Source organism: Rhizobium sp. S96 (genome assembly GCF_030382195.1).
Lineage (GTDB): Bacteria > Pseudomonadota > Alphaproteobacteria > Rhizobiales > Rhizobiaceae > Rhizobium.
The window spans coordinates 171,277-189,305 of record NZ_JAUDRY010000008.1 but is presented as its reverse complement, the minus strand read 5'-3'; the positions used below and the strand labels follow the sequence as shown (position 1 = coordinate 189,305).

At 61.6% G+C, this 18,029-nt stretch carries 17 protein-coding genes; 5 read left to right on the top strand and 12 right to left on the bottom strand.

What is annotated here, in order from left to right:
• Positions 1-132 precede the first annotated feature (132 nt).
• The 3 genes from QTL94_RS10705 to QTL94_RS10695 all read left to right on the top strand — a co-directional run bounded on the left by QTL94_RS10705 (position 133) and on the right by QTL94_RS10695 (position 2,891).
• Positions 133-864 (top strand): SDR family oxidoreductase, encoded by a 732-nt coding sequence (locus QTL94_RS10705; protein WP_065694673.1) that lies wholly within the window; start codon positions 133-135, stop codon positions 862-864.
• Between the two features lie 66 nt (positions 865-930).
• Complete coding sequence (locus QTL94_RS10700; protein WP_289801509.1) at positions 931-1,605, top strand: DUF1345 domain-containing protein; 675 nt, start codon at positions 931-933, stop codon at positions 1,603-1,605.
• A 71-nt stretch (positions 1,606-1,676) separates the two neighbouring features.
• Positions 1,677-2,891: an adenylate/guanylate cyclase domain-containing protein gene (locus QTL94_RS10695; protein ID WP_289801508.1), complete on the top strand. Its 1,215-nt coding sequence runs from the start codon at positions 1,677-1,679 to the stop codon at positions 2,889-2,891.
• Here QTL94_RS10695 and QTL94_RS10690 read toward each other — a convergent pair.
• From QTL94_RS10690 to QTL94_RS10655, 8 genes are all read right to left on the bottom strand, one after another.
• Entirely contained in the window at positions 2,888-3,061 is a 174-nt protein-coding gene (locus QTL94_RS10690; protein WP_065694676.1) for a DUF1328 domain-containing protein, read from the bottom strand. The genes QTL94_RS10695 and QTL94_RS10690 overlap by 4 nt on opposite strands.
• A gap of 149 nt (positions 3,062-3,210) precedes the next feature.
• On the bottom strand, positions 3,211-3,705 hold the full coding sequence (locus QTL94_RS10685; protein ID WP_289801507.1) for an ester cyclase: 495 nt from the start codon (positions 3,703-3,705) through the stop codon (positions 3,211-3,213).
• An 89-nt stretch (positions 3,706-3,794) separates the two neighbouring features.
• Complete coding sequence (locus tag QTL94_RS10680; protein WP_289801506.1) at positions 3,795-5,222, bottom strand: gamma-aminobutyraldehyde dehydrogenase; 1,428 nt, start codon at positions 5,220-5,222, stop codon at positions 3,795-3,797.
• A gap of 52 nt (positions 5,223-5,274) precedes the next feature.
• Positions 5,275-6,090, bottom strand: coding sequence for an ABC transporter permease (locus QTL94_RS10675; RefSeq protein WP_016556961.1), 816 nt, complete (start codon positions 6,088-6,090; stop codon positions 5,275-5,277).
• Positions 6,080-7,054, bottom strand: coding sequence for an ABC transporter permease (locus QTL94_RS10670; RefSeq protein WP_289801505.1), 975 nt, complete (start codon positions 7,052-7,054; stop codon positions 6,080-6,082). Before QTL94_RS10670 ends, QTL94_RS10675 begins: the two co-directional genes overlap by 11 nt.
• On the bottom strand, positions 7,051-8,037 hold the full coding sequence (locus tag QTL94_RS10665; protein ID WP_289801504.1) for an ABC transporter ATP-binding protein: 987 nt from the start codon (positions 8,035-8,037) through the stop codon (positions 7,051-7,053). Before QTL94_RS10665 ends, QTL94_RS10670 begins: the two co-directional genes overlap by 4 nt.
• A gap of 276 nt (positions 8,038-8,313) precedes the next feature.
• Positions 8,314-9,474 (bottom strand): ABC transporter substrate-binding protein, encoded by a 1,161-nt coding sequence (locus tag QTL94_RS10660; protein ID WP_289801503.1) that lies wholly within the window; start codon positions 9,472-9,474, stop codon positions 8,314-8,316.
• Positions 9,475-9,597: 123 nt separating this feature from the next.
• On the bottom strand, positions 9,598-10,506 hold the full coding sequence (locus QTL94_RS10655) for a LysR family transcriptional regulator (RefSeq protein ID WP_289801502.1): 909 nt from the start codon (positions 10,504-10,506) through the stop codon (positions 9,598-9,600).
• A 181-nt stretch (positions 10,507-10,687) separates the two neighbouring features.
• On the opposite strand from QTL94_RS10655, the gene QTL94_RS10650 reads away from it, so the two are divergent.
• On the top strand, positions 10,688-11,410 hold the full coding sequence (locus tag QTL94_RS10650) for a hypothetical protein (RefSeq protein ID WP_289801501.1): 723 nt from the start codon (positions 10,688-10,690) through the stop codon (positions 11,408-11,410).
• A 67-nt stretch (positions 11,411-11,477) separates the two neighbouring features.
• On the opposite strand, the gene lysS is transcribed toward QTL94_RS10650, so the two are convergent.
• From lysS to QTL94_RS10635, 3 genes are all read right to left on the bottom strand, one after another.
• Positions 11,478-12,974 (bottom strand): lysine--tRNA ligase, encoded by a 1,497-nt coding sequence (gene lysS, locus QTL94_RS10645; RefSeq protein WP_289801500.1) that lies wholly within the window; start codon positions 12,972-12,974, stop codon positions 11,478-11,480.
• A 16-nt stretch (positions 12,975-12,990) separates the two neighbouring features.
• Positions 12,991-14,448, bottom strand: coding sequence for a glutamate--tRNA ligase (gltX, locus tag QTL94_RS10640; protein WP_065694686.1), 1,458 nt, complete (start codon positions 14,446-14,448; stop codon positions 12,991-12,993).
• A gap of 195 nt (positions 14,449-14,643) precedes the next feature.
• Positions 14,644-16,413, bottom strand: a complete 1,770-nt coding sequence (locus QTL94_RS10635) for an SLC13 family permease (protein WP_289801499.1) — start codon at positions 16,411-16,413, stop codon at positions 14,644-14,646.
• Between the two features lie 205 nt (positions 16,414-16,618).
• Between QTL94_RS10635 and QTL94_RS10630 the strand changes: the two genes are divergently transcribed.
• A complete protein-coding gene (locus QTL94_RS10630; RefSeq protein ID WP_289801498.1) occupies positions 16,619-17,164 on the top strand; it encodes a glutathione peroxidase in 546 nt (181 codons plus the stop codon).
• 5 nt (positions 17,165-17,169) lie between these two features.
• On the opposite strand, the gene QTL94_RS10625 is transcribed toward QTL94_RS10630, so the two are convergent.
• Entirely contained in the window at positions 17,170-18,000 is an 831-nt protein-coding gene (locus QTL94_RS10625) for an AraC family transcriptional regulator (protein ID WP_289801563.1), read from the bottom strand.
• Between the last annotated feature and the right edge of the window lie 29 nt (positions 18,001-18,029).

Here is an 18,029-nt window from a genome sequence, read left to right as displayed (position 1 = left end):
GCGCCACGCTGAACAGGCCTCCCGTGCGCTGAGTCAGCATCCTGTCTGGGACAATGTGATTGACGGCATAATGAATATAATGTTTGCATATGAATGAATGCGCCGCAAGCGCCACAGCATATGGGAGAGGTCATGAGCCACGGTTTGGAAGGCAAGAAGGTCGTCATCACGGCGGCCGGGCAGGGTATCGGTCGCGCCAGCGCGGAGCGCTTCATCTCACTCGGCGCCCAAGTGTATGCCACCGACATTAACCAGGCGACGCTTTCCACGCTGGAGGGCGCTGAAAAGCATGTGCTCGATGTCCTGAATGGCGATGCCGTTCGCGCCTTCGCGGCCGAGGTCGGTCCGATCGACGTTCTCTTCAACTGCGCCGGCTTTGTCCATGCCGGGACGATTCTGGAATGCGAGGAGAAGGATTGGGATTTCTCCTTCAACCTTAATGCCAAGGCCATGTACACGACCTGCCGGACCTTCCTGCCGGGCATGCTCGCGAAAGGGAAGGGCTCGATCGTCAACATGGCGTCAGTTGCATCGAGCGTGAAAGGCGTTCCCAACCGTTTCGCCTACAGCGCCTCGAAGGCGGCGGTGATTGGTCTTACCAAGTCGATCGCTTCCGATTTCGTCGCCAAGGGCATCCGCGCCAATGCGATCTGCCCGGGCACGGTGGACAGCCCGTCGCTGCATGATCGCCTGCGTGCCACCGGTGACTACGAGAAGGCCTTGAAGGATTTCATCGGCCGCCAGCCGATGGGACGGATTGCAACGCCGGAGGAAATCGCTGCGCTGGTGACCTATCTCGCTGGTGATGAGGCCGGGTTCACCACCGGTCAGATCCACGTCGTGGATGGCGGCTGGACGGGCTGAGCCCTATATTGCTCTTGCCGGTATCGAGCTGATATCAAAGGTAATCTCGTACCGGCGGAGCATTTCATGGCATACGAACGACACGGCCAGACAAACCGCTTGGTGCAGTTGATACGCAAGCATGCCGCCGTGTTCGTTGCTCTCTTCGTCGGCCTGCTGGTTTTCCTGCTTTTAACGACGCGCGAGGTCAACGCCCGCAACGTACTGGCGGGCTGGAACGTCGCCGCGGTTGTCTTCATTGCCGCCACGTGGCGGCGGATGCTGAGGGCAACTGTCGCGTCGATCCGCAAAAGGTCCGAAGATCTAGACTTCTCCGACACACTGCTGCTTTTCCTGTCGATCTCGGCAGCGGTTGCCAGCATCGCCGGCATCGGCCTCGAACTGCATTCCGTGAAGGAGGCGGCGCCGGGCGTTGCGCTTGGAAGAGCGCTGGCGGCAATCGTCACCATCCTGATCTCCTGGGTGTTTCTGCATACCCTGTTCACGGTGCATTATGCGCATCGCTTCTATGGTGGGGACGACAAGGGTGAGGGGCTGAAGTTCCCCGAGGGGGTAGAGGAACCAGTCTACTGGGATTTCCTCTATTACTCCTTCACCATCGGCGTTGCCTCGCAGACCGCTGATGTGGCAACGACATCTACCGGAATGCGCAAGCTGACACTGCTGCATTCCATCCTGTCATTCCTGTTCAACACAACGATCCTGGCGCTTGCCATCAATGTCGGAGCAAGCCTCCTCTAACCCGATTGGCTGCGTGGAGAGGCACACGGCTTTGATGTAAAAAGCAGTCTCTTTATCCAGAGGTTGCCGCGATGGAAGCGTTGACGCGTGAGAGATTGTTGATGCTTGCCGGCTGCGATGAAGCGCGGCTCACCGTTCTCGAGCAACGGCAGATCCTCGACCCCGGCGCGCTGGGCTACACCCTCAGCGATGTCAGCAGGCTTCGGCTGATCCTGGCGCTGCAGGATGCCGGCATCGGCCTCGATGTCCTGGCTGAGGGGCTGAAACGGCAGATCTTCTCGTTCGAATTCGCCAGCCAACTGATGTTCGAGCCGGTGACCATGACAAGCGCATCGGTCGACGATGAAGTCGCGGCTGGAAATGTCGATCTCGATACGGTGAATGGTCTCAGAGCCAGCGCAAGCCTGCCCTTGTTGTCACCCGGGCATCCGCTTCGCGAGGACGATGTCGAGTTCGTGCGCCTTATCGCCGAATGCATGCAGCTCGGCGCATCGGCCGCCGGCATGGAGCGTGTATTGCGCGTCTTCGGCCATTCGGTGCGTCGTTGCGTCGACACCATGCGTGACCTCTTCCGCGCTGAGGTCGAGGAGCCGATGCTGAATGCCGGCGTCAGCTATCATCAGCTTCTGGAGATCTCGGCGGGTCGGCGTCTGGCGTTGCAGCGGATCGGATTTCGCGTGCTGTTCCTGCTGCAACGAAGAGTGCTGGAGGAGGCGGTTTTCGACAACATCGTCGGCAGGCTTCAGGAAGCCTTGCGCGAACATGGCATGGAGCAGGGCGAGGAGGAGAGCCTTCCGGCGGTGGCCTTTGCCGATCTTTCGGGGTTCACCGGCCTGACGCATGAGATCGGGGACGCGCCTGCTGCGGAGAAGGCCGCTCGCTTCGAGGCGATCGCTCAACGGCTTGCAGGCACCTGCGAGGGACGCATCGTCAAGCCTTTGGGGGATGGTGTGATGATGCTGTTCCCGGACGCGGCTTCGGCGGTCGAGGCAGCGCTTTGCCTGGTCGAGCAAAGCCGTGAGCACGATCTTCCTCCCGTACGGGTCGGTGTGGCGACAGGGCAGGTGGTACCGCGCGACGGCGATATTTTCGGCAGGACGGTCAATCTCGCGGCCCGCGTTTCAGCGGTTGCCGGGCCGTCGCAGACACTCGTTTGCCCAAATACACGAACTGCCGCGGAAGCGGCAGAACGTGGTCTTGCTTTTCAGGGACTGGGCGCCGTGTCGCTGAAAGGCTTCAAGGACTCGGTGCCTCTATTTGCCGCGCAACGGACGAAAACAGGTTAAAGGATCGCCTGTCCGGCCATCAGCGCCAGGATGAGGAAGATCAGGAAGATCACCAGCGCGATGCCGAAGAGAACGCGGGCAATCGTCGCGGTTGCCGCCGAAACCCCGGAGAAACCAAAGAAGCCGGCGAGCAGCGAAATAACGAAAAATATGAGAGCCCATTTAAGCATGGATTTTTTCCTCTGTGTCCATCGTCTAGATGACGCGGTGCGAGGAAATTTGTTCCATTGCGGTCGCTGCAATCAGCACAGGCCGGACTGTGGGCTAGGCGGTAGGCCAACGGCGCCCTTTTCTGCGGGCGCCGAAGGTTTGTTGTCGGTTACATCAAGCCCAGCTGCTTGTAGAAGCCGAGAGCATCGTAATAATCCGACTGCTGCTTGATCATGTTGTTTTCGATGACGAAAACAGACGCGCCGTCGAAGGAGAAGGACTTGTTGGTGGCCTTGGTGCCATCCGCCCAAGGTCCGCTGTTGTTGCCCGAGAAGGTCCACTCGAAGGAAACCTTGTTTCCACTGACGATCGGATCGCCGCGCATCACCCATTTCAGGTCTGGCACCGCGGTCATGAAGCTGTCGATGACACCGGCCTTGGCTTCGGCCTTTCCGACCGTCGGCTTGCCGACGGATGCGTCGTAGTAGCTCACCTTTTCATCGAAGTGGGAGGCAGCCTTGGCCGAGTCATGGGCGTTCCAGGCGGCGAGATACTGCTGGACGACCTCGAGCGGCGTCTGGTCGGCGGCATAGACAGGTGCCGTGGCAAGCGTCGAGGCGAGGCAGAAGCCGCCGAAGGCGGCGAGAATGGTACGGCGTTTCATGTGGACTCCCCTTTGCGTATTTATTGTTTTTGGGTTGCGCGCCGGGCGGCTGGCCCGGCACGCGCGGATCAACCGTGCTTAATCGCTGATCAACCGTGGTTGATCATGACGTGGCGGACGGTCGTGTAGTCTTCCAGTGCGTAGACGGACATGTCCTTGCCGTAGCCTGATTGCTTCAGGCCGCCATGCGGCATTTCGTTGGTGAGCATGAAGTGGGTGTTGATCCAGGTGCAGCCATACTGAAGGCGGGCGGCGGTCTTCATGCCGCGGCTGATATCCTTGGTCCAGACGGACGAGGCGAGGCCATAGTCGCTGTCGTTGGCCCAGGTGACCGCATTTTCGACATCCGTGAAGCGGGTGACAGACACGACGGGGCCGAAGACCTCGCGGCGGACGATCTCGTCTTCCTGTGTGGCGCCGGCGATAACGGTCGGCGTGTAGAAGAAGCCCTTGTCGCCTGATGTCTTGCCGCCCGTGGTGATTTCCATGTGCTTGTGCTCGCCGGCACGGGCGACGAAGCTTTCGACGCGGTCGCGCTGGCGCTTGGAGATCAGCGGGCCGATTTCGTTTTCGGTATCATCGGCCTGGTTGAACTTGATCGAGGAGACGGCCGAGGAGAGGTCGGCGACGAACTTGTCGTAGACCTTCGCATCGGCATAGATGCGGCAGGCGGCGGTGCAATCCTGGCCGGCGTTGTAGTAGCCGAAGGTGCGGATGCCTGAGACGACCGCATCGATATCGGCGTCGTCGAAAATGATTACAGGCGCCTTGCCGCCGAGTTCCAGATGCGTGCGTTTCACGGTCTTGGCAGCGGCCTGCAGCACCTTCTTGCCGGTCGCGACGTCGCCGGTGATCGATAGCATCGAGATCTTCGGGTGGTTGATCAGCGCGTTGCCGACGCTTTCACCACGGCCGAGAATGACGTTGACGACGCCTTCAGGCAGGATTGCGGAGAGCAGCTTCGCCATCTTCAGGGCTGTCAGCGGCGTCTGTTCCGAGGGCTTGAAGACGACGGTATTGCCGCCCGCTATCGCCGGCGCCAGCTTCCACGCCATCATCATCAGCGGGTAGTTCCAGGGGGCGATCGAGCCGACGATGCCGACGGCGTCGCGGCGGATCATCGAGGTGTGGCCGGGCAGGTATTCGCCAGCGACTGGGCCGTGCAGGTTGCGCACCGCGCCTGCGAAGAAGCGATAACAATCGACGATAGCGGGGATTTCGTCGTTGAGCACGGCATTGATCGGCTTGCCGCAGTTCAACGCTTCGAGTGCTGCAAAGCCTGCGGCATCCTTCTCGATCGCATCGGCGATCTTCAGGAGGTAGCTGGAGCGTTCGCCCGGCGTCGTCTGCGACCAGTGCTTGAACGCGCTTTCCGCTGCGTCCACGGCGGCGTCGATCTGGCCAAGCGAGGCTTCCGGCAGGTCAAGCACTGTTTCACCCGTCTTCGGATTGAGGATGTGCTCTTCCGTTTCCGTGCCCGCTTCGAAGCGGGACCCAATCAGCATCGCGGTGTCCATTATGTTCTCCCTTGTCTTTGAGGGGCGGGATGGGGCTTATCCCGCTTCCTGTTTATTTGCCGGCTCCGGCGACCTGGTCGCCGTCGCGAGTGAGGTAGTAGGCTGCCAGGATCGGCAGGAAGGTGACGAGCACGACGACCATCGCGACCACGTTGGTAACAGGGCGCTGGCGCGGGCGGATGAGTTCTTCGAGCATCCAGATCGGCAGGGTCGATTGCTGGCCGCCGGTGAAGGTGGTGACGATGACCTCGTCGAAGGACAGCGCGAAGGCCAGCATGCCGCCGGCCAGAAGCGCCGTGCCGATGTTCGGCAGGATCACATGCCGGAAGGTCTGGAAGCCATCGGCGCCAAGATCCATCGACGCTTCGATCAGCGACCCGGAAGTGCGGCGGAAACGGGCGACGGCGTTGTTGTAGACGACGACGACGCAGAAGGTCGCGTGGCCGAGCACGATCGTCCAGACCGAGAACGGGATGTCGAACAGGCTGAAGGCGGAGCGTAGCGCAATGCCGGTGATGATACCGGGCAGCGCGATCGGCAGGATGACCAGCAGCGAGATTGCTTCACGTCCAAAGAACTTCGTCTGGCTGACGGCGGCGGCGCAGAGCGTGCCGAGCACCAGCGCGATCGATGTGGCGATGACGGCAACCTGCACCGACAGTCCGAGTGCTGCCCAGACATCCGGCCGGTTCCAGGCGATCGGGAACCACTGCAGGGTCAGGCCCGGCGGCGGCCATTGATAGCTCTTCTCTTCCGTCGTGAAGGCGTAGACGAAGATCAGAAGGATCGGCAGGTGCAGGAAGAGCAAGCCGCCGCCGGCGGCGATCTTCAGGAGCAGCGGCGAACGCTGTGAACGGTCAGAGCGCATCGAAGGCTCCCTGTTTCTTGGCTAGCCAGAGATAGATGGCCATGATGAAGATCGGGACGACCGAGAAGGCGGCGGCGAGCGGGACGTTGCCGGCCGTACCCTGCTGGGCATAGACCGCCTGGCCGATGAAGAGACGCGACGAGCCGATGATCTGCGGAATGATGTAGTCGCCTAGTGTCAGCGAGAAGGTGAAGATCGATCCTGCGACGATACCGGGCAGCGCCAGCGGGAACAGCACGTTGCGGAACGTCTGGCTTGGCGTTGCGCCGAGATCGGATGAGGCCTCGATCAGATTGCCCTGGACACGCTCCAACGCCGCCTGTGTCGGCAGGATCATGTAGGGCAGCCAGACGTAGACGAAGACGAGGAAGGTGCCGAGATAGCTGACCGACAGCGAGTTGCCGCCGATGACGGGCAGGTTCAGGATGCCGTCGAGCAGCCAGGACAGGTGCAGCTTGGCGAAGATCCAGGTCAGGATGCCTTCCTTCGCGAGGATGAGTTTCCAGGCGTAGATCTTCACGAGATAGCTGGACCACAGCGGCAGCATGACGCCGAGATAGAACAGCGCCTTCCATTTGCCCTGCGCGTAGCGGGCCGCATAATAGGCGATCGGGAAGGCAACGACAGCGGAAGCCAGCGTCACCAGCGCCGCCATGAGGATGGTGCGGATGATGATGTCGAAATTCGTCGGGCTGAGCAGCTGAGCGTAAGTCGCCAGCGTGAACTCGTAGTTCACCAGGCCGGAGAAATCGTCGATCGAGAAGAAGCTCTGCAGGAGCAGCGCGATCAGCGAGCCGATATAGATGATGCCGAGCCACAGCAGTGGCGGCGTCAGCATCAGGATGAGCAGCAGCTTCGGGTGCCGCCAGAAGGCGTCGGAGAGCCGGCCGAAGAGCCCGCCCCGCCCCGGCAGGATCGAGGTCTCGCGCAGCGCCGCCGGCTTGGTGAGAGCAAGGACGGTCATGCTGCGTCATCCATGTAGTGTACGTCGACAGGCTGCCAGGCCAGACGGACGTTTGCGCCGACATCGGGAACATTGGCGCCGGCCGGCAGCATCACATGCAGGCGCGTGCCTTTGGTCGCAACCGTCAGACGGGTTGCCGCACCCAGGAAACTGGCATTTTCGACGCGGGCCTCGACGCCGTCGCCGGTGACATGGATCGCTTCTGGACGCAGGCTCGCCCAGCGCTTCTCGCCGCCGAGCGCGGTCATCAGGTCTGGCGCGATGACGTTGGAGGAGCCGACGAAATCGGCGACAAAGCGCGTTTTCGGACGACGGTAGATGTCGTGCGGCGTGCCTTCCTGGACGATGCCGCCGTTGTTGAAGACGGCGACGCGGTCGGCCATCGACAGGGCCTCGCCCTGGTCGTGGGTTACGAAGACGAAGGTGATGCCAAGCGCACGCTGCAGGCTCTTCAGCTCTTCCTGCATCTGCTCACGCAGCTTCAGGTCAAGCGCGCCGAGCGGTTCGTCAAGGAGAAGGACCTTCGGCTTGTTGACGAGGGCGCGGGCGAGCGCCACGCGCTGCCGCTGTCCGCCGGAGAGCTGGCCGGGCTTGCGCGCGCCGTAGCCCGGAAGCTTTACCAGCTCCAGTGTCTGCTCGGCGGCCTTCGTGCGCTCGGCCTTGGCTACGCCCTTGACCATCAGCCCGTAGGCGACGTTGTCGAGAATGTTGAGGTGCGGGAACAGGGCGTAGTCCTGGAAGACCGTGTTGACGTTGCGTCGATAGGGCGGGATCCCCTCGGCCGTCTCTCCAAAGATTTCGATGTGGCCGCCGGTCGGCTGCTCGAAGCCGGCGATCAGGCGCAGGCAGGTGGTCTTGCCGGAGCCGGACGGACCGAGCATCGCGAAGAATTCGCCCGGCGCGATTTCGAGGTCGACGCTGTCGACGGCCCGAACCTGGCCGAAATGGCGTGAGACCTGTTGGAAACGGACTGCGGGGGTCATGGTAGGCTCCGATTTGCTCGTCTTGTTCTCTTCCCCGGAGGGAGAGCGAAGTGTCGAGAGGGCATGGGTATGCCCACTCTGCCAAGCGTGGTGGTTCGGTCGATTGGCTGTGCCATTTGTTTCAAGTCGGTCGGTCATCCGAAGGGCGGACGAGCAGTGCGCGGCTAAGTTCGTCTTCGCTGATCACTGGGACGCTCGCTTCTTGCGTCTCCCGCGTCATCCGTCCTTCGGACATCTCCCTCCGGGCGGGGAGGGAGAGTTCGCCATTGCGCGGGTTTATCGCCCGCCAATCACGCCGATGTAGTCCGATACCCAGCGGTGGTAGGGCACGCATTCGCTCTGCGTCGTGCACTTTGCCGTCGGGGTTCTCCAGAACTTGATCTTGTCGAAGTGGTCATAGCCATTCGTGGCGCAACCGGTATCGGTCATCAGCTCGTTGCCTTTGCAGGCAGCCGGGACGGAGGGAACGGCGCCGAACCAGGCAGCGGCATCGCCCTGTACCTTTGCCTGCAGCGAATGTTCCATCCACATGTAGGCGCAGTTCGGGTGTTCGCTGTCGGCATGCAGCATGGTGGTATCGGCCCAGCCGGTGACGCCTTCTTCAGGGAAGGTGGAGGCGATCTTCTGCTTGTCTGCCTGCATCAGGTTGACCTGGAACGGCCACGAACCCGAAGCAACCACGCCTTCGTTCTTGAAGTCGTCGATCTGGATCATGGCGTCGTGCCAGTAGCGGGAGACGATCTTGCGCTGGCCGCGCAGCAGATCGAGGGCCGCCTTGTACTGGTCTTCGTTCAGCTCGTAGGGATCCTTGATGCCGAGTTCCGGCTTGTGCGCCATCAGGTAAAGGGCAGCGTCTGCGATGTAGATCGGGCCGTCATAGGCCTGGACGCGGCCCTTGTTGGACTTGCCATCCGGCAGGTTCTGTTCTTCGAACACGACGTTCCAGCTGGTCGGTGCCTTATCCTTGAAGGCGTCCGTGTTATACATCAAGACGTTCGGTCCCCAGAGATAGGGAACGCCGTAATGGACGCCATTCACCGTGTACCAGGGTGCGTCCTGCAGGCGCTTGTCGACGTTCTTGAAGCTCGGGATCAGATCGGTGTTGATCGGCTGGACGCGCTTGCCGGCGACGAGGCGAAGCGAGGCGTCGCCCGAGGCGGTGACGAGGTCAAAGCCGCCTTCGTTCATCAGCGAGACCATTTCGTCGGAGGTCGCTGCCGTCTTCACGGATACCTTGCAACCGGTCTCCTTCTCGAAGCCGGTGACCCAGTCGTAATTCTTGTCGCTTTCGCCGCGCTCGATATAGCCAGCCCAGGCCACGATGCTGACCGCACCTTCGCCCTTGCCCAAAGCCTTCAGCGGTTCCGCGGCCACAACCTGCGTCACGAAGCTCAAGCTCGCGAGCGCAACCGTGCACGATTTCAGAAGATACTTCATCGTCTGTCTCCCGGTTGGATGCCGCTTTTGCGGCGTTTTGTTCCCGTGAGAAAGGTGACGCGAAAAAGCCGCTTTCGCAAATTCATTTATCAGAAAGCCGCTATCGGAATTTCCGATATCTGGCTATCGCGTGCGGCCTGAACGCATCGCTTCGGCGATGCCGACGAAGTCGCGTGCGGCCTGCGGCAGGCTGGAGCCCTTGCGCCAGACCATGCCGACCTGAACGACCGGGAGCGAACCGGAGACGTCGCGGCTTTCGATGCGGTCGCCTTCCAGCGACCAGGGGCGGTAGACGAGATCGGGAAGGAGCGCGACACCCGCGCCCGTTGCCACAAGGCTGCGCACCGCTTCGACCGAGCGCGTGCGGAAGGCTACATGCGGTCGCGCGCCAAGGGCCGAGAGCAGCTTGCCGGTGTTTTCCTCGATTTCGTCAACGGTCAGCATGATCAGCGGCTCGCGCGCGATATCGGCAATCGAGATGATATCCGCGGAGACCAGCGGGTGGCCGAGCGGCAGCCAGAGACGGTAGGGCGAGGTTTCCAATATCTCCGCCTGCAATGCCATGCGGTCGCGCAGGTTGGAGATGACCATGACGGCGACGTCAAGCTCACCGCCCACGAGCAGATGTTCGAGGTAGCCGCCATTGTCCTCGATGGCGCTGACCTCCACGCCTGGGCAGGCGCGGCGATAGCGCGCCAGCAGATCGGAGAGAACATAGCCCGCCACGAGCGAGGTGACGCCGATGTTCAGCTTGCCGGACAGCTCGTTCTGCTTGCCGGAAAAGCTGCCGCGGGCGTCGGAGACACTGGCGAGGATTTTCGTCGCGTGGCGCAGGAACTGGTGGCCATTGTGGGTAATGGACAGCCCGCGCGGATGCCGGTCGAACAGTTCGACGCCGAGGTCGGTTTCCAGCTCCTTCAGCGCTTCCGTAACCGAGGATTGCGAGATCGAAAGGTTCTGCGCGGCACGCGTTACTGACCCCTGCTCGGCAACGGCGACGAAATACTGAATCTGGCGAAGCGTGAAGACCATGCGCTGTTAGAGCATGGGGGCGAGCCCAGTGGCAAGCATGCGAAAAGCTTGGACCTTTTTTGGGATTAATCCCGTACTGACGCAAAGTTGAGGTCGGTATTTAAGCATTCAGAAACGTCATTTCTCTAGCGTCGGACGCGATTGTATCTCGTTGGAGTCTCTTGATGGCGGAGCAGTTGGCGTGAAGGCCTTACTGCGCATCTTCCGGCCTTCCCGGAAATTGGTGTTGATCATCGGCGGAATTGCCCTTCTCGCGGGCGTTTCCGGCGGTGCAGCACTGTATATCGGTAAGGACAATTTACTCGGTCCCGCAGCGGAGACCGTGAACGGAGCCGCATGCACTGACGTCAACCTCGTCACCATCAAGAAGCAGGACCGCGTCTGGATCCGTAAGTACATCAAGACGGAGCCGACGGACGGGATGACCCGGGTCAAGACGGCCCTGCGTGTGGCCAAGGCGGTCTACGAGGCAGAGAAGCCGGATCTCGTGCAGGTCGTCGTGCTCGACACGAATGGCCCGACACTGCGCTCCGATATTCGCGGCCGGGCCATCGGCGCGGACGTGGTCTATATCCCGCACCCGGATCCGATCGTCGAAAGCTTGGACGGCAAGACCTATACCGCGCGCTATTATGATGGCGCTGCCGCTTCGAACGGCCTCTTCTTTGGCGAGCGCGTCGATCTACCGGAAGACGAGATCACGGCGTTGAACGCGTCGTTCAAGGACTATTCGGACTGTATCGATCCGATCGCTGTCGCCGCGACTGAAGGCGGTGAGGGCGAAGGCAAGCCCGCCAAGGGCAAAGCCAAGGAAGAGAAGCCGGCAGAAGGCGGCGGGCATGGTGCCGCCCCCGCCGAAGCGCCCGCAGCCGAGGCTGAGGCCGCACCGGCCGCCGGCCACTGATTTCATGCCATAGAAAAAGGCGGCGGAACCGATGGGTCACGCCGCCTTTTGGTATTCCTGAACCTGCTCAGTCCGTCTTGCTGCGGCGAGCCGGGAAGAGGATGACGTCGCGGATTGACGGCGCGTTGGTCAAAAGCATGATCAGGCGGTCAACGCCGATACCGAGGCCACCTGCTGGCGGCATGCCCTGGTCGATCGCATCGAGGAACTCGTCGTCCAGCTGCTTTTCCTTTTCGCCGCGGGCATGCGCCTGCTCCAGCTGCTCGACCATGCGGCGGCGCTGTTCTTCCGGATCGTTAAGTTCGGAGAAGGCGTTGCCGAGTTCCCAGGCGTTGCAATAGGTCTCGAAGCGCTCGACGAGGCGCGGCTCGCCCGGCACTTCCTTGGCGAAGGGCGAGATGTCCTTCGGGAAGTGGGTGACGTGGCTCGGCTGGATCAGCGTGCCCTCGACCTTCTCCTCGAAGATGAAGGCAAGGCATTCGCCCCAGGTCCAATCCTTCTCGACTTCGAAGCCGGCAGCCTTGGCAGCAGCGCGGGCTTCCTCGTCCGTCTTCATGGCGAGGAAGTCGAGGCCGGTCACTTCCTTGACGGCATCGGGCATCGGAACGCGCTTGAACGGACCCTTGAAGGAGATCGTCTTGTCGCCGAAGGGGAAGTCCGTCGTACCGTGGATCGACAGCGCCAGGCCTTCGAACAGCCGCTCCACGAGGTCCATGATGTCCTCGTAGTCGGCGTAGGCCCAGTAGCATTCCATCATCGTGAATTCAGGATTGTGCCGGGTCGAGACGCCTTCGTTGCGGAAGTTGCGGTTGATCTCGAACACCTTGTCGGTGAGGCCGGAGACCAGCGTACGCTTCAGGAACAGTTCCGGCGCGATGCGCAGGTACATGTCGAGCTTCAGCGTGTTGTGATGCGTCTTGAACGGCTCGGCGGTGGCGCCGCCGTAAACCGAATGCAGCATCGGCGTTTCGACTTCCATGAAGCCGTCGTTTTCCATGAAACGACGGATGCCGGAGACGATCTTCGAACGCTGCTGGAAGCGGAGCTTCGACTCTTCGTTGCTGAGGATATCGAGGTGGCGTTTGCGGTAGCGGATCTCGACGTCGGCAATGCCGTTCCACTTCTCCGGCATGGGGAGCAGCGACTTCGTCAGCATGGTGATTTCGCGAGCGTTGATCGACAGCTCGCCACGCTTGGTGCGGCGCACGGTGCCGGTTACGCCGATGATGTCGCCGATGTCGATCATACCCAGCATGTTGCGGGCTTCTTCCGGCGTCACATCCTTGTGGCTGAAGATCTGGATCTTGCCGCCGGCGTCATGGATATCCATGAACATGCCCGAGTTGCGCGAGGAATAGACGCGGCCGGCAACGGTCACGACATCCTGTGTCTCGACGTCTGCCTCGAGGTCCTTGTACTTCTCCGCCAGCTCGGCGTTTGTCATCGTCCGGTGGAAATGCGCCGGATAGACGTCTCCGATCTGTTCGCGCAGCAGCTTCAGCTTCTGGGCGCGGACTTCGGTTGCGTCGGAGGAAAGGGTCGCTGTTTCGGTCTTTTCAGTCATGATGCAAACGTCCGGTTCAGTTCTTCGGGCCGACGAGGGAGGCAACGGCCTGGGCGGCAAGCTTCAGGCGCTGGCGCACGACCGAACGGCCGAGGATTGCCATCGAGTCGAACAGCGGCAGCGAGCGGGACGAGCCTGATACGGCAACGAAGAGCGGGGCCACGATGACCTTGAGCTTCTTGCCCATGCGGTCGCCGATGGCGCGCAGTTCGGCTTCGATGGATTCGACGTTCCACTCGAGGATCTTTTCCAGATCCGGCTGCACGGTATTCAGGATCTCAAGGATCTCTTCGGGCGGCGACTTGATCTTGGCGAAGGCGGACGGATCGAGGTTGAGGTCCGACTTCAGAAGGAAGCCCATCAGATCGGGAAGCTCGCCGAGCTTCGAGATGCGCGACTGCGACAGCGCCAGGCCGGCCTTCAGGCGATCGTTTTCCATCGCCCAGGTCAGTACGCGGCTCTGGAACTCTTCTTCCGACATCTTCTCGCGGATCCAGCGGCCGTTCAGCCAGTCGAGCTTCTGGATGTCGAAGATGGCGCCGGCCTTCGAGAGGTTTTCAGGGTCGAACTTGCCCGCGAGTTCATCGATATCGAGCAGCTCTTCGCCTTCGGCGATCTGCACGAAGAACAGGCCAAGGAAGTTCATCAACGCTTCGGGGATGTAGCCGAGCGCCGTGTAATAGGAAATCGAAGTCGGGTTCTTGCGCTTCGACAGCTTTGACTTGTCAGCATTGCGCATCAGCGACAGGTGCATGAACACCGGCTGGTCCCATTCGAAGTAGCGATAAAGCAGGATGTGCTTCGGCACGGAGGCCAGCCACTCCTCGCCGCGAGCGACGTGGGTGATCTTCATCAGATGGTCGTCGATGACGTTGGCCATGTGATAGGTCGGCATGCCGTCGCCTTTGATGAGGACCTGCATGTCGACGCTGTCCCACGGAATCGAGACGTCGCCGTAAACGCCGTCGGTGAAGTCGCAGGAGCCCTCGGTCGGGATCTTCATGCGGATGACGGAGCTTTCGCCCGATGCGAGCTTGGAAGAGACTTCCTCGGCAGAGTATTTGAGGCAGAGACCGTCGTACTTCGGCGGCTTGCCGGCGGCGCGTTGGGCTTCGCGCATTTCGGTCAGACGCTCAGGCGTGCAGAAACAGCGGAAGGCATGGCCCTTGTCCAGCAGCTGCTGGGCGTAGGGCTGATACATATCCTTGCGGTCGCTCTGGCGGTAAGGGCCATAGGGACCACCAATATCCGGACCTTCCGACCACTTCAGGCCGCACCACTTCAGAGCGTCGAGCACCTTGGTCTCGAACTCTGGTGTCGAGCGCGTGGCATCGGTGTCTTCGATACGCAGGATGAACTCGCCGCCGTGCTTCTTGGCGAAAAGATAATTGAAGAGTGCGATATATGCGGTGCCGACATGCGGCTCGCCGGTCGGCGAGGGAGCAATGCGGACGCGGACGCCGGAAGCTGTCATTTTATGTGCCCGTCAAATAGATGCCGGACGGCTTTCCCTGAGAAAGCGACGCTCGGCCGGAAAGAATGCAGATAACTGGATCAGGAAACCGGCCGGAAAAGGGCATTTTTGGTGCTTCTTCCGCCAATTGTCCGTTTGGCTGGCTTTAAGGCCATATTCGGTTGCACACGTCAAGGAAAATGCCGCCCAGGCAGCTCAGGTGACGGGCCAGACAAAGAGCAGCAGCGGCACGCTGACGAAAATGATGATGAAGGACAGCGGCAATCCGAGACGCGGATAATCGCTGAAGCGGTAGCCGCCCGGGCCGAAGACCAGCGTGTTGCACTGGTGGCCGATCGGGGTGAGGAAATCGCAGCCGGCGCCGATGGCGACCGCCATCAGGAACGCGTCGGGCTTGTAGCCGAGCGTCTGGGCAAAGCTCGCCGCGATCGGTGCCATGACCAGCACGGTGGCGGCATTGTTGAGGAAGGGCGTCACCGCCATTGCCGTTATCAGGATCAGTGCCAGCGCGCCGTAGTGCGGCATCTGGGCGGCGAGATGGCCGAGCCAACCTGCGATCAGCTCGCTGCCGCCTGTTGCTCTCAAGGTGTCGGATACCGGGATCAGGGCGGCGAGCATGATCAGGATCGGCGCATCAAGCGCCTTGTACACATCGACCAGCGGGATCACCCGGAAGACGACCATTGCGAGGGCCGCGCAGAAGAAGGAGACAGCGACGGGCACGAAGCCGGTCGCCGTCGCGCCCATTGCCGCAAGCAGGATGAGCAGCGGCAGGTACGCACGGCGTGACGTGCCGAGCATGATCTCGCGCTGAGCCAGCGGAAGGCAGGCAAGTTCCTGCAGGAAGGCCGGTAGCGTGCGGCGGCTGCCCTGCAGCACCAGCACGTCGCCGGCGCGCAGCCGCACTTCGCTCAAGCGCTCGTTCAGCCGGTGCCCCTTCCTGGAGACGGCGAGGAGATTGACGTTTCGGCGGTTGGACAGCGACAGCTGCCGTGCCGACCAGCCGATCAGCTGCGATTCCGATGTTATGACCGCCTCGATGGAGATGAGGTTGCTGCGTTCGGTCGGTTCGGCGATCGGCTTGCCGGATAGTTTGAGCTTGGCGTTCGAGACCATGCGGTCGAGTGCATCCGGGCTGCCCTCGAGGAGCACCGTGTCGCCGCTTTTCAGCACGACGTCGGGAAACGGCGACATCCGGGTATGACCGCGCAGGATGGCGGTGGCCACCGCATCGCCATCGGCAAGTTTCAGGAGGTCGTTGAGCGGTTTGCCCTCGGCGGGCGATGCCTCGCCGATCGTGGCCTCGGAAAAATACGCCTTGGTATCCAGCGCCTCTTCCAGCGAAGGATTTTCGTTTCGGCGCTCGGGCACGAGCCAATGAAAGAAGATCAGGAAAACCACGCCGACCAGCGCCAGCGTGGCACCGACAGGGGTGAAGTCGAACATCGTGAACGGCTGGCCGGTGATTTCGGCACGCAAACGCGAAACCACGATGTTGGGCGATGTGCCGATCTGCGTCATGAGGCCGCCCAGCAGTGCTGCAAAGCTCATCGGCATGAGGTAGAGCGATGGCGGCTTGCCGCTCTTGCGCGAAAACTGGAAGGCGACCGGGATCATGATCGCCAGCGCGCCGATGTTCTTGATGAAAGCGGATAGCACCGCGACCACCACGAGCAGAAGCGCAAGCTGCGTATGCGGTGTGTTGAGGTTCGGAAAGAAGCGCTTGATCATCATGTCGACGATGCCGGAACGGGCAACGCCAGCGCTGACCACGAGCGCACTGCCGACGATGATGACGATATCGTCGCTGAAACCGGAGAATGCCTTGTCGAAGGGTACAATGCCCACGCAAACCGCCAGTACCAGTGCGCAACAGGCCACAAGATCGTAGCGAAATCGGTCCCATATGAAGACCGCCATCATGAGGCCAATGACGCTGAAGGCGAGAATCTGCGGGGTTGTCATGCTGCTCCGAGGATCTGGGCTGGCGGCGAGGCGTTTCTTCACCCGATAACTGTGCCGGAAGAACCACTTATCAATGCCGGGGGCCGGTCAAAGTTCCGATCGTCGGTCGCTCGCGAACTTTTGCAGGCGCGCGCTGATCTATCCGCTGGACAAACGCATGAGTGGGTATAGCTTCCCCGTCGCAATTTCATGTTGGAGAGTTTCAATGACCGATCTTTTGTCTGTGCCGGTGACGCTTGCCGATGGCCGCGAAACGACGCTGAGCGAATATCGCGGCAAGGTGGTCCTTGTCGTCAATGTCGCGTCCAAGTGCGGCCTGACGGTGCAGTACGAAGGGCTGGAAAAGCTGTACGAGGACAAGCGCGAGCGCGGCTTCGTGATCGCTGCCTTTCCGGCGAACAATTTCAAGGGGCAGGAGCCGGGCACGGACGCCGAGATCGTCGAGTTCTGCACGCTGACCTATGACGTGAAATTCCCGATCTTCTCGAAGATCTCGGTCAAGGGCGACGACCAGCATCCGCTCTACAAGCTGTTGACGGGCATGGGCCTGCCGACCACGGGCGAAGGACCGATGCGCGAGAAGCTGGTGGATCGCGGCCTCGCGACCGAAGGCGACAAGGGCGTGCTGTGGAACTTCGAGAAGTTCCTCGTCGGCCGCGACGGCAAGGTCGTCGCCCGTTTCGCGCCCGATGTTACGGCCGACGACCAGCGGCTGCTGCAGGCGATCGACAAGGAACTGGCGGCCGGCTGATCCGATTAGGCGCGGCGGTGCCGGCGGCGAAATTCGCTCGGCGAGCACCGTTCGCGATCCTGGAACAACCGGGAAAAGTAGAAGGCGTCGTCGATGCCGGTGGCAAGCGAGATCGCGTCGATTGTCAGGGCCGATGTTGTCAGCAGCTGCTTGGCGTGGTCGATGCGCAGACGCAGCTGAAAGGCCTTGGGTGACAGACCTGTTGCCGCAGCGAAGCGGCGGCGCAGGGTCGCCGGTGAGAGGCCGAATTCCCTGGCGAGTGCTGCCATGTCGACCGGGTGGAATGCCCGCTGCTGCAGCGCCTCCATCACCTCCTCGATGACCGCATCTGTCTTCCTGGTTTCTGCCACGCGGGCTGCCTGCCGGGCGGTTTCCACGACGATCCGGTGCAAGGTCGCCGCCGATGCGGCAAGGCCCAGCGAATTGTCTTCGGCGAATTCGGTATGAAGGCTGGCGAAGAGATGCTGCATCTCGCGCAGGTTTTCGAGTGGCACCAAGGGCGCAGCCTCGTCGATCAGGCGCTGGCGGATCCACTCGTCGGCGAAGGTGCCGGTGAACAATGCCCAACGCTCCTGCCAGCTTTCTCCCGGATGGGGCCCATAGCCATGCGGTGTTCCGGCGGGAAGCCAGAAAAGCGCCGGGCCGGTAACCTCCACTGTGCCGGCGATCTCCGTCCGCAACATGCCGCTTCCCTTTTCCACCAGCACCACGGCATGCGTCGGTAGTCGGCGGTTATCTATTCGGGTCGCGACGCGCTGGCGTCCGAAGCCGGTCACGGCAAGGCTCGCTGCACCGGCCGGCGGCGAGCGATAGAGCGCGATGGCTGCGTCGTTCATGAGCGAAAAGTCCAGCATGTTTTTCCGTC